At 60.9% G+C, this 12,354-nt stretch carries 11 protein-coding genes; 2 read left to right on the forward strand and 9 right to left on the reverse strand.

The features are described 5' to 3' along the window. Positions 1–115: 115 nt before the first annotated feature. From NVB75_RS17260 to bioB, 9 genes are all read right to left on the reverse strand, one after another. A complete protein-coding gene (locus NVB75_RS17260) occupies positions 116–1,900 on the reverse strand; it encodes an acyl-CoA dehydrogenase C-terminal domain-containing protein (protein ID WP_258342488.1) in 1,785 nt (594 codons plus the stop codon). 90 nt (positions 1,901–1,990) lie between these two features. Continuing rightward, the gene (locus NVB75_RS17265; protein WP_258342489.1) at positions 1,991–3,280 is read right to left on the reverse strand and encodes a diguanylate cyclase; all 1,290 of its coding nucleotides are present in this window, start codon (positions 3,278–3,280) and stop codon (positions 1,991–1,993) included. A 264-nt stretch (positions 3,281–3,544) separates the two neighbouring features. Next, the gene (locus tag NVB75_RS17270; protein WP_008434376.1) at positions 3,545–5,350 is read right to left on the reverse strand and encodes a phenylacyl-CoA dehydrogenase; all 1,806 of its coding nucleotides are present in this window, start codon (positions 5,348–5,350) and stop codon (positions 3,545–3,547) included. Between the two features lie 336 nt (positions 5,351–5,686). After that, positions 5,687–5,968: a hypothetical protein gene (locus tag NVB75_RS17275; RefSeq protein WP_017476386.1), complete on the reverse strand. Its 282-nt coding sequence runs from the start codon at positions 5,966–5,968 to the stop codon at positions 5,687–5,689. 107 nt (positions 5,969–6,075) lie between these two features. After that, positions 6,076–6,756 (reverse strand): dethiobiotin synthase, encoded by a 681-nt coding sequence (bioD, locus tag NVB75_RS17280; protein WP_258342492.1) that lies wholly within the window; start codon positions 6,754–6,756, stop codon positions 6,076–6,078. Next, a complete protein-coding gene (gene bioC / locus NVB75_RS17285; RefSeq protein WP_258342494.1) occupies positions 6,753–7,562 on the reverse strand; it encodes a malonyl-ACP O-methyltransferase BioC in 810 nt (269 codons plus the stop codon). Before bioC ends, bioD begins: the two co-directional genes overlap by 4 nt. Next, positions 7,555–8,286 (reverse strand): alpha/beta fold hydrolase, encoded by a 732-nt coding sequence (locus tag NVB75_RS17290; protein WP_258342496.1) that lies wholly within the window; start codon positions 8,284–8,286, stop codon positions 7,555–7,557. Before NVB75_RS17290 ends, bioC begins: the two co-directional genes overlap by 8 nt. Beyond that, on the reverse strand, positions 8,279–9,457 hold the full coding sequence (gene bioF, locus NVB75_RS17295) for an 8-amino-7-oxononanoate synthase (protein WP_258342497.1): 1,179 nt from the start codon (positions 9,455–9,457) through the stop codon (positions 8,279–8,281). The genes NVB75_RS17290 and bioF overlap by 8 nt, the downstream gene beginning before the upstream one ends. Positions 9,458–9,610: 153 nt before the next feature. Beyond that, positions 9,611–10,666, reverse strand: coding sequence for a biotin synthase BioB (bioB, locus tag NVB75_RS17300; RefSeq protein ID WP_003211072.1), 1,056 nt, complete (start codon positions 10,664–10,666; stop codon positions 9,611–9,613). A gap of 90 nt (positions 10,667–10,756) precedes the next feature. Here bioB and NVB75_RS17305 point away from each other — a divergent pair, with 90 nt between their 5' ends. Then, a complete protein-coding gene (locus NVB75_RS17305) occupies positions 10,757–11,494 on the forward strand; it encodes a ComF family protein (protein WP_258342500.1) in 738 nt (245 codons plus the stop codon). Positions 11,495–11,551: 57 nt separating this feature from the next. Then, positions 11,552–12,316, forward strand: coding sequence for a TOBE domain-containing protein (locus NVB75_RS17310; protein WP_258342502.1), 765 nt, complete (start codon positions 11,552–11,554; stop codon positions 12,314–12,316). The last annotated feature ends 38 nt before the right edge of the window (positions 12,317–12,354 follow it).

Raw genomic sequence — 12,354 nt, forward strand, 5'->3', positions numbered from 1 at the left:
CTCGTGAGAACTATAACGTTATTCGGGTGGGGTCAGTTTTACAGACCCCGAGTGTAACCGAACAACTTTTGTGACACATAGGGTCTGATCATGACCAACAAGTATTTTACGGTCACTAAAGCGCAAACAGCTCCGCGGGCAGACTCATCAGGCATTCGCTACCCGCCTCCACTGCCGCCCGATGGGCCGCCGTGCGCGGTAGCAGGCGCTTGAAGTAGAACTCGCATGTCGCCAGCTTGCCTCGAGCGTAATCGGCATCACCGCTGCCGCTGTCCAACTGCTCCTGCGCCACCAGCGCCATGCGCAGCCACAGATAGGCGAGGATGATGTAGCCGCTGTACATCAAGTAATCCAGAGCTGCAGCACCCACTTCATCCGGGTTCTTCATGGCGGCCATGCCGACCTTGACGGTCAACTCGCCCCATTGCTGATTCAACTCGTTGAGCTGCGCCACATGACCCTTGAGTTGCGGATGCTCGGCGTTTGCAGCGCAGAACTTGTGGACGATCTTTGTAAAACCACGCAGCAGCTTGCCTTGGCTGCCGAGCACCTTGCGCCCGAGCAAATCCAGCGCCTGGATGCCATTGGTCCCTTCATAAATCGGCGCAATCCGGCAATCCCGCACCAACTGCTCCATGCCCCACTCACGAATGAAGCCATGGCCGCCGAACACTTGCATGCCGTGGTTCGTCACCTCCAGCCCGGTTTCGGTCATGAAGGCTTTGCAGATCGGCGTAAGGAAGGCCAACAGGTCTTCAGCTTCCTGGCGCTGACTTTCGTCGCCGCTCAAGTGCGCGGTATCGAGCAACTGCGCGGAGAAGTAGGTCAACGCCCGGTTGCCCTCGTTGAAAGCTTTCATGGTCAACAACATGCGCCGCACATCCGGGTGGACGATGATCGGGTCGGCGGCTTTTTCCGGAGCCTTGGCACCGGTCAGCGAGCGCATCTGCAAGCGGTCGTTGGCGTACTTGATCGCGCCCTGGAAGCTCGCTTCACCCAGGCAAAGGCCCTGCATGCCGGTGCCCAGGCGCGCATGGTTCATCATGGTGAACATGCAGTTCAGGCCCTTGTTCGCTTCACCGATCAGGAAGCCCCGGGCGCCATCGAAGTTGAGCACACAGGTGGCCGAAGCCTTGATGCCCATCTTGTGTTCGATCGAGCCGCAAGCCATCGCATTGCGTTCACCCGAGTCGGCGTGGAACTTAGGCACGATAAACAGCGAAATGCCCTTGGTCCCGGCCGGCGCATCCGGCAGCTTGGCCAGTACCAGGTGGATGATGTTTTCACTCATGTCGTGCTCACCGGCCGAGATGAAAATCTTGCTGCCGGTGATCGCGTAGCTGCCGTCTGCCTGAGGCACGGCGCGGGTCTTGATCAGCCCCAGGTCGGTGCCGCAATGAGCTTCGGTCAGGCACATGGTGCCCGTCCACTGGCCAGCGGTGAGTTTGCTCAGGTAGGTGTTTTTCTGTTCTTCAGTGCCATGGGCACGGATCGCCGACATCGCACCGTGGGTCAGGCCCGGGTACATGCCCCAGGACGTATTGCTGGAGGAGATCATCTCCGCGAGCACCAGGCCCAGGGACATTGGCAAGCCCTGCCCGCCGTAGGCCGGGTCTGCCGCCAAACCGTGCCAGCCGCCTTCCACGTACTGGGCGAAGGCCTCCTTGAAGCCCTTTGGCGTGGTCACCACGCCGTTGTCGAAATGGCAGCCTTCTTCATCGCCGGAGCGGTTCAACGGCGAGAGGACGTTTTCACAGAACTTGGCGCCTTCTTCGAGGATCGCGCCGACCATGTCCGGGCTGGCATCGGTCGCACCCAGCGCCGCGTAGTGGCCGTGGAAGTCGAAAACGTGATCGATCAGAAAGCGCATGTCGCGCAGGGGAGCTTTATAGTCAGGCATGGCGATGTCTCCGGCAGCAGATGCCTTCAACCTACTGCCCCACGGCCCACCGGACAATCACTGTAGGGCCGCTGAATACACCACCATCACTCAACCGGCAGCGCTGTCCATGCGCACCGCGCCCCGGCGGGTCTGCCCCGAAGCGACCACGCAGTTACGCCCCGCGCCCTTGGCGTTGTACAGCGCCTGGTCGGCGGATTTGAGCACTTCTTCAGGGCTACGCTGCTCGGCCTGGCGCTCGGCGACGCCGATACTGACGGTCACCGAAACGCTTGACGCACCACTGCCTGCGCGACGTTGTCGGCCCTGTTGGTCATCATTGGGGCGATCGGGGTTACGCAGCTTGATGTCGTAGTTGGCGATGATTTCGCGGATTTCTTCAAGGTGAGGCAGGCATTCATCCAGGGTCTTGCCGGCGAACACCACGGCAAACTCTTCACCGCCATACCGATAAGCCCGGCCGCCGCCGTTGACCTTGGACAGCTTGCTGGCCACCAGGCGCAGTACCTGGTCGCCTACATCGTGGCCATGGGTGTCGTTGAAGCGCTTGAAGTGATCAACGTCGCCCATGGCCAGCACATAGTTGCGCCCCAGGCGCTGCATGCGTTCGTTGAGTGCGCGGCGGCCCGGTAGCCCGGTCAGCTCGTCACGGAAGGCCATTTGATAAGCCTCGTGGGCCACACCGGCGGCAATCATCAGCATCACCTGGCTGCACATGATGTTGAGGGTGAACGGCAGGATGAAGGTCTGCGGCAACATCCAGAACAACCCCAGCAAGCCCACCAGTTGTGCGGCGTGCAGCGGTCTTGGCTGGTACCAGTACTGCGCGGCAAGGGTGACAAAGCCAATCAGGAACATCGGGTACGACAACTGGATCAGGCTCATCCAGCGGCCATGCAAGGCGGGCCAGCGAATCTCGGCCAACCAGTTCAACAGCGCCTGGGGGAAACTTTGCTCAAGGGCCAGCGCCACGCTGCCGACCGCAAACAGCACCGCGCACCGCGCGACGAAGTCGCGAAACAGATGGGTTTTTTCCTGCCAGACCGCATAGATGCCGAACAGCAGCGGCAACAACAGGCAGCACAGATGGAAGACCACGGCCGCGTCTTCCCGAACACTGCCGTGGTCGCGGTAGTAATCGGTCTGGGTGTCCAGCAGGAAATAGACCACGTACACCGTGAGCATCAGGAACAGTTCGCGCTGGCGACGGTAGACCGCGCAGTACGAACCGCCCAGCAGCAACACCAGAGTCGGCAGCACATTGAACAGTGAGGTGAAGAACACATTGAGGTCCTTCACGTACGCAGCCGAGAGCCCCGCCAACAGCAACAGCAGTGAAGGTAAAAAATGACTGAAACGTAAAGCAGACACGCGTGGCAAGGGTAAAGCTCCGACCCACTAAAAAGATGGCACAGTGCCTTCACTGATCACAGTTAAGCACATTCGATGTGATGCGTATCACATTGCCATCACTTTAACGGCCGAGCGGCGCAATCCCTGAGTGCTGCGCTGTGGTTTTTTATTGAGTGGCCTGGAGCGGGACACAGAGCATTTCAGGCTGCATGCCCACGCGGAGCATGGGCGCGATAAAAGAAGCCGCCGCTCCCGAAGGAGCGGCGGCTTTTGAAATGAACCCGTCGAGGCTTAGTAGCCCAGGTCGAAGTTCTCTTCTTTCATGTCCATCAGGTTATTGGCGCCCGACAGCATGGTTGCAACGTGGGTGCGGGTACGCGGCAGGATACGCTGGAAGTAGAAGCGCGCAGTCTGCAGCTTGGCGGTGTAGAAACCTTCTTCGGTGGTGCCGGCAGCCAGTTTCTCGGCGGCCAGGCGGGCCATGTCGGCCCAGAAGTAGGCCAGGCAGGCGTAGCCGGAGTACATCAGGTAATCCACCGAAGCGGCGCCGACTTCTTCACGGTCCTTCATGGCTGCCATGCCGACCTTCATGGTCAACTCGCCCCACTCTTTGTTCAGTGCCGCCAGCGGTGCAACGAATTCTTGTACCGCTTCGTTGCCTTCGTTGGCCTGGCAGAACTTGTGGACGATCTTGGTGAAGCCCTTCAGCGCTTCGCCTTGGGTCATCAGCACTTTACGGCCCAGCAGGTCGAGGGCCTGGATGCCGGTGGTGCCTTCGTACAGCATCGAAATGCGGCTGTCGCGAACGTTCTGCTCCATGCCCCACTCGGCGATGAAGCCGTGACCGCCGTAGATTTGCACGCCGTGGTTGGCGGCTTCAAAACCGACTTCGGTCATGAACGCCTTGGCAATCGGGGTCATGAACGCCAGCAGTGCGTCAGCCTGTTTCTTGGCTTCGTCGTCGGTGCCGTACTTGACCACGTCAACCTGCTTGGCGGTGAAGTACACCATCGCGCGGTTACCTTCGGCGAAGGCTTTCATGGTCAGCAGCATGCGGCGCACGTCAGGGTGCACGATGATCGGGTCGGCTGCCTTGTCCGGCGCTTTCGGGCCAGTCAGGGAGCGCATTTGCAGACGGTCACGAGCGTATTTCAGGCCGCCCTGGAAGCCGATTTCAGCGTGGGACAGACCTTGCAGCGCGGTACCCAAACGGGCGGTGTTCATAAAGGTGAACATGCAGTTCAGGCCTTTGTTCGCCGGGCCGATCAGGAAACCAGTGGCCGCGTCGAAGTTCATCACACAGGTAGCGTTGCCGTGGATGCCCATCTTGTGTTCCAGGGAACCACAGGACACGGCATTGCGCTCGCCAATCGAACCGTCGGCGTTCGGTACGAACTTGGGAACGATGAACAGCGAAATGCCTTTGGTGCCAGCCGGTGCGTCCGGCAGGCGGGCCAGCACGATGTGGACGATGTTGTCGGCCATGTCGTGTTCACCGGCCGAGATGAAGATCTTGGTGCCGGAAACCTTGTAGGAGCCATCAGCCTGAGGCTCTGCCTTGGTGCGCAGCATACCGAGGTCGGTGCCGCAGTGCGGCTCGGTCAGGCACATGGTGCCGGTCCACTCACCCGACACCAGCTTGGTCAGGTAAGCCTCTTGCTGCTCGGGGGTGCCGTGCTCGGAAATGGTGTTCATCGCGCCGTGCGACAGGCCCGGGTACATGCCCCACGACCAGTTGGCTTCGCCGACCATTTCGCTGACTGCCAGGCCCAGGGACTCCGGCAGGCCTTGGCCACCGTGCGCCACGTCGTGGGCCAGGCTTGGCCAGCCGCCTTCGACGAATTGTTTGTAAGCTTCTTTGAAACCGGTAGGGGTCTTAACGCCTGACTCGCTCCAGGTGCAACCTTCGATGTCACCCACTCGGTTCAGCGGTGCCAGTACCTGCTCACAGAACTTGGCGCCTTCTTCGAGAATGGCGTCAACCATGTCCGGGGTAGCGTCCTGGCAAGCCGGCAGGCTCTGATAGTGCGCTTCATAGCCGAGCAGTTCGTCACGAACGAAGCGAATATCACGCAAGGGGGCCTTGTAGTCAGGCATAGCGATAAACCTCTGCTGATGTATCTGGGATGAACAACCGCGTGGATTGTTGTAGCGGTCAAACAGTTGTTTGAAACATACGTTTACGACCTATCCTTGTCAAGCGTCGTGCAAACGCCGTTTGTCATGACGCAGGTCAACGTCAGGCACGGCAAGGCCTGCAGCGAAATGCCGCATGACGATTCAGGGGGTAAAAGATTATTGAGCGGTGAAGATCAATGTGGGAGCTGGCTTGCCTGCGATGCGGGCGCCGCGGTGTATCAGGAGGATCGAGGTGACGCTATCGCAGGCAAGCCAGCTCCCACAGAAAAGCCAGCTCGCGCGATAAGAGGGGCGTTATGCGTAGGTGTCGATCAACGTGCCGAGCATTTCGTCGGAAGCCTTGGCCACTTTGGCGCCCAGTTCTACCTGGAACTTGCCTTGGGCCATCTCGACCATATTGCTTGCCGAGTTGCTTGCCTGATTGGCCTCTACCGAACGCAAACGATCATTTTGCGCGTCCGAAGGCTGGGTCGTGGCGGCGCTGGCGATCTTGCCGGCGGCCTGGTCGACACGGTTCTGCCCGGTCTGAATGGCGCTCAGTCCCGAGTAAAACGCACTGCTACCAGAGATTTCCATGGCTTGAACCTGCCTGAAAGAGAATCGTGAAATCTTATTGAAGCAGACATACCGGCAAAAGGCCCGTTAAAAACACTAATGGCATAATGCCTTATTGATAGGCAAAACTAGTCAAGCAGGTCCAGTTGCAAGTACTCGGCGACCGCTTCGGCGCTGGGATGCTTGAGCTTGGGCACCCTTCCCAGGCATGGCGCGGGGAGTCGTTCAGCCAGGGTCGCGAGGTTTTCTTCCAGACGAGAGGTCTTCGGATCGATGATATTGGCCACCCAACCCGCCAGCGGCAAACCGTCCCGGGCGATGGCTTCTGCCGTCAGCAACGCGTGACTGATACAACCCAGTCGTACCCCCACCACCAGGATCACCGGCAGCTTCAGCGCCTGGGCCAGGTCCGACAGATTGTCCTGATCCGCCAAGGGCACACGCCAACCGCCCGCGCCTTCAATCAAGCTGAAGTCTGCCTGCTTGGCCAGAATATGCTGCATGGGTTTCAACAACGACTGCACCGTCAGTGCCACACCGGCTTCGCGGGCTGCCAGATGCGGCGCAATGGCCGGCTCGAACGCCACCGGGTTGACCTCGGCATAGGTCAAGGGCAGTGAACATTCCGCCAGCAACGCCAGGGCATCCGCATTGCGCAGTCCCTTGGGTGTCAGTTGGCACCCCGAGGCTACCGGTTTGCCCGCCGCCGTGCTTTTGCCCGCTTGCCGCGCGGCATGCAGCAGGCCGGCGGCGATGGTGGTCTTGCCGACATCAGTGTCGGTGCCGGTGATGAAGTAAGCGGCATTCATAGAGGTTTCTCCAGGACGGCGTACACCACTTGATAAGTCGCCGGCAGGCCCTGAGCCTGGCGGAACTGCTCGTAGGCTTGCACCAGTGCAACAATCCGCGCCCGGCCCGTCAAGCCTCCGGGGCGCCCCGGGTTCAGATTGTGCGCACCCAACGCTTTCAATTCGTGAGTCAGGCTGCGCACGTCGGGGTAATGCAACACGTGGGGACACTGCTCCAGGCTACGCACCCGCAAGCCACTTGCCGCGCATAGCTGTTGATAAGTACTGAATGGCCGGAAGCGGTTCACGTGAACCATGCCATCCGCCGCGCGCCAGCTTTCGCGCAACTCATCCAGCGTACCCACGCAGAGACTGGCAAACGCCAGCACACCGCCGGGCTGCAACACACGACGCGCTTCGCTGAGCACTGCTGCAAAATCCGAGCACCACTGCACCGCCAAACTGGAGTAGATCAGCCCGCAACTGGCGTCCTGCAAGGGCAAGCGCTCGGCATCGCCAGCGATAAAGTGCTGCGCGCCGCCCAAGGGCCTGGCGTGGTTGAGCATGCCTTCGGCAATGTCCAGGGCCACGCCTTGGCTATCCGGAAATGACTGGCCCAGCACACGACTGAAATAACCCGTACCGCAGCCCAGGTCCAACCAGCGTTGTGGAGAAAGACCCTCGGGCAAACGCCGCAACAGCTCGCTGCCCACCGCACGCTGCAACTCGGCAACGCTGTCGTAACTGGCGGCTGCGCGGGAAAAGGAGGCCGCTACCTGGCGCTTGTCTGGCAAGCCGCCGGGCAACACATGGGACAAATCAGTCATCACCGCACTCATGCAAAAAAGCCTGGATGGCCCCCGCCACACCGTGGGGGTCCTCCAGTAGAAAAGCGTGACCGGCCTGTTCAATCAGGCCGATTTCAACGTCAGGCAACAAGGTGAACAACTCACTGGCCACTTCAGCCGGAACCAGCCCGTCCAGCCCGGCAAACAGATGCAACTGCGGCCCTTGAAAGTCGACCAACGCCTGGCGGGTGTCCAATCGGCCCAACAGCTCCAGACCACTGAGCAAGGTCTGCGCGGAGGTTTTAGGGGCTCCCGCCAGCAATAGCCGAGCAAGTGATCGGGGATCGCTGGAACCCCGGGCGCAAAGCAGACTGAAGCGTTTTAACGTCGCAACCGGATCAAGGCGGCAACCGTTAAGAAACGCCATAAAATCCTCTTCGTGCATACCATGGCCCCAGCGGGACCAGGCCACGAAGCTTGCGTTGCTGGCAAAGGTTAGCAAGCCGCAACAATGATCACCGCGCCGGGCGGCCAACTCGGCAGCAAGCATGCCGCCGAGGGACCAACCACCCAGCCAGACGTCTTGGGGCAAGGTCGAATCCAGCTCATCGAGCCACTCTTGAAGGTCGTCCGACGCCACGTCCGGCAACGGTTCGATCTGCACCTGCAAGTGTTCATCCAGCCCCTGCAACGCCGCCGCCAACGGTTCCAGCGGCGAAACGCCGAGGCCCCAGCCAGGCAGCAATATCAGTCGATCACGCATGGTCGGGCTCCTGGCCTAACAAGCGGAAACACTCTTCCAATGCGCTTAACAATAGCTGCACCTGGGCTTCGCTGTGAGCCGCCGTCAGGGTCACCCGCAGGCGAGCGCTACCGGCAGGCACGGTCGGTGGCCGGATCGCCGTCACCATCAACCCGCGCTCGCGCAGCATCTGCGACAAACGCACCGCGCGGGCACTGTCGCCAATCATGATCGGCTGGATCGGCGTGAAACTGTCCATCAGCTCCAGGCCGATCTGCTCGGCGCCCTGGCGGAACTGGCGAATCAGCCCATTGAGATGCTCACGGCGCCAATGCTCGGTGCGCAGCAATTCCAGGCTTTTCAGCGTGGCGCAGGCCAATGCCGGCGGTTGGCTGGTGGTGTAGATATACGGGCGGGCGAACTGGATCAGGCTTTCGATCAGCTCTTCGCTGCCCGCGACAAACGCGCCGGCGGTACCGAAAGCCTTGCCGAGGGTGCCCACCAGCACCGGCACATCTTCCTGGCTCAAGCCAAAATGCTCGACGATCCCACCACCGTTGGCGCCCAAAGGCCCGAAGCCATGGGCGTCGTCCACCATCAGCCACGCGCCCTTGGCCTGGGTTTCACGGGCCAGGGCCGGCAGGTCAGCCAGGTCGCCGTCCATGCTGAACACGCCATCGGTGACCACCAGCGTATTGCCGGTGGCTTTTTCCAGGCGCTTGGCCAGGCTTTCAGCATCGTTGTGCAAGTAACGATTGAAGCGCGCGCCGGAGAGCAAACCGGCATCCAGTAACGAGGCATGGTTGAGACGGTCTTCCAGCACCGTATCGCCCTGCCCCACCAGCGCCGTGACGGCGCCGAGGTTGGCCATGTAACCGGTGGTGAACAACAGCGCTCGCGGGCGACCGGTCAGGTCGGCCAGGGCTTCTTCCAGTTCATGGTGCGGCGTGCTGTGGCCGATCACCAGATGCGAAGCACCGCCACCGACACCCCAACGCACTGCGCCCGCACGCCAGGCTTCAATCACTTGCGGGTGATTGGCCAGGCCCAGGTAATCGTTGTTGCAGAACGCCAGCAACGGCTGGCCATCGACCACCACGTCAGGGCCTTGCGGGCTCTGCAGCAGTGGACGTTGGCGATACAGGTGTTCGGCACGACGAGCCGCAAGACGCGCGGCGAGATCGAAAGACATGAGACCTCGGTAGATAAGGGTGAACGCGGTCAAAAATGTGGGAGCGGGCTTGCTCGCGAAAGCAGTGGATCAGTCAGCTTATGTCTTGGCTGACACACCGCCTTCGCGAGCAAGCCCGCTCCCACATTTGGATGGCGTTCCAAAGTGGACGTATCAAACAGCCGCGTTATAGAACTGCTCGCTGCTCTTCTGCTCCACCAGCGCCTGCTCGATCGCCGCCTGGTGCACTTCATCGGCATGCTCTTCGCGGGCTTCCGGCAGGATGCCCAGGCGCGAGAACAGTTGCATGTCCTTGTCCGCCTGCGGGTTGGCGGTGGTCAGCAGTTTGTCGCCGTAGAAAATCGAGTTGGCGCCGGCAAAAAACGCCAGGGCCTGCATCTGCTCGTTCATCGCCTCACGCCCGGCCGACAGCCGCACATGGGACTGCGGCATCAGGATGCGCGCCACCGCCAGCATGCGGATGAAGTCGAACGGGTCGATGTCGTCGGCGTTTTCCAGCGGCGTACCGGCGACTTTCACCAGCATGTTGATCGGCACCGATTCCGGATGCTCCGGCAGGTTGGCCAGCTGGATCAGCAGGTTGGCGCGGTCGTCCAGGGACTCGCCCATGCCGAGGATGCCGCCGGAGCAGATCTTCATCCCCGAATCACGCACATACGCCAGGGTTTGCAGGCGCTCACCGTAGGTGCGGGTGGTGATGATCGAACCGTAGAACTCCGGCGACGTGTCGAGGTTGTGGTTGTAGTAATCGAGGCCGGCCTGGGCCAGGGCTTCGGTCTGGTCCTGGTCGAGGCGGCCGAGGGTCATGCAGGTTTCCAGGCCCATGGCTTTCACGCCTTTGACCATCTCCAGCACGTAGGGCATGTCTTTGGCCGACGGGTGTTTCCAGGCGGCGCCCATGCAGAAGCGGGTCGAACCGATGGCCTTGGCGCGTGCGGCCTCTTCGAGGACCTTCTGCACTTCCATCAGCTTTTCTTTTTCCAGGCCCGTGTTGTAGTGGCCCGACTGCGGACAATATTTGCAATCTTCCGGGCAGGCGCCGGTCTTGATCGACAGCAGCGTGGATACCTGGACGCGGTTGGCGTCGAAATGCGCGCGGTGCACGGTCTGCGCCTGGAACAACAGGTCGTTGAAAGGCTGCACAAACAGCGCTTTGACTTCGGCTAAAGACCAATCGTGACGCAGGTTGGCAGTGATGCTGGCGCTCATGGGCGATTCCTTGATTATGCTTTGGCAAGCCCTGCGGGAAGTAATACCCACAGGCACGACACGGATGCTCGGCATATTTAAGGAAGATTCATGCACTGTCAACTTGAGAAGAAACACGAGGTTTACATCTGGCTAAAAAACAACCAACCCTGTTTAGTCTGTGATGAAAGCAGCGAAACAGCCCACCCCATCTGCAACGCCTGCGAAACCGAGCTGCCCTGGTTGATGGATCATTGCGGGGTGTGCGCGCTGCCGTTGCCCATGGCGGGCCTGGTGTGCGGGCAATGCCTGAAGCGACCACCGGCGTTTAAACAAGTGATTGCCCCCTGGACCTACAGCTTTCCCATCGACAGCCTGATCAGCCGCTTCAAGCATCAGGCTCGATGGCCGCTGGGCCATTTGCTCGCGCACTTGCTGGGGCAGTTTCTGCAACACCGTTATGACGATGCCGAACTGACGCGCCCCGACTGCCTGCTACCCGTGCCCTTGGCTCGCAAACGCCTGCGGGAACGGGGTTACAACCAGTCAGCCATGCTCGCGCGCTGGCTGAGCAAGGACCTGAATATCCCCTACGATGAGCACCTGCTGTTACGGCCTCATGAAACGCTGGCGCAACAGGACCTGGACGCCAAGACCCGCCAGCGCAACCTGCTCCAGGCCTTTGCCTTGGCGGACGGTGCGCAAATCAAAGGCCGGCACCTGGCGCTGATCGATGACGTACTGACTACCGGCGCCACCGCCAACAGCCTGGCCCGCCTATTGATGGACGCCGGCGCCCGACAGGTCGATGTGTATTGCCTGGCCCGCACGCCCAAGCCGGGTACATGACTTGACTCTCAGACGCCCTGCCCGCAACGTCTGCCCATTCCATCGAAGCGTGTCCCCATGTCCCTGCCAACCCTCTTGAGCCAACACATCGTCCGCCGCCCCCAGCGCATAGCGCTGCTGCAACACATTGCCGAACAAGGCTCCATCACTCGCGCGGCAAAGAGTGCGGGCTTAAGCTACAAGGCAGCGTGGGACGCCATTGATGAGCTGAACAACCTGGCGCAAAAGCCCCTGGTGGAACGCAGCGTCGGCGGCAAAGGCGGTGGCGGCGCCAAGCTGACGGCAGAGGGCGAACGGGTGTTGCGCCTCTACCAACGCCTGCAAGTGCTGCAAGCCCAGGTGCTGGATTCCGCCGAAGACGCCAGCGACTTCAACCTGTTGGGCCGCCTGATGCTGCGCACCAGCGCGCGCAACCAGTTGCACGGCAAGGTCATGGCCATCGACAGCCATGGTCGCAACGACCTGATTCGCCTGGAACTGGCCGGCGGGCTGAGCCTGGATGCACAGATCACCCACGACAGCACCTTGCATCTGGAACTGGAGACCGGCACCGAGGTGGTGGCCCTGATCAAGGCTGGCTGGCTGGAAGTGCTGGCCGTCTCGCAACCAGCAACACCTGGACACAATTGCCTGGAAGGGAAAATCGAGGCCATTCTCGACGCCGAAGACGGCCCCAGCGAGGTCCGTATCACTTTGCCCAATGGCCAGGTTTTGTGTGCCCTGGCCCGGCCCGATGCACTTGCGCAGATCAATGCCACCGAAGGCATGCAGGTGAAGGTGCAGTTCTCCCCCAGCAACGTGCTGCTGGGCACCCCGGTGTAACGCTTCAAACTGCAACAATTTCGTCACGACCGCTCCCT

It is taken from the genome of Pseudomonas sp. CBS (assembly GCF_024734645.1).
GTDB lineage: Bacteria > Pseudomonadota > Gammaproteobacteria > Pseudomonadales > Pseudomonadaceae > Aquipseudomonas.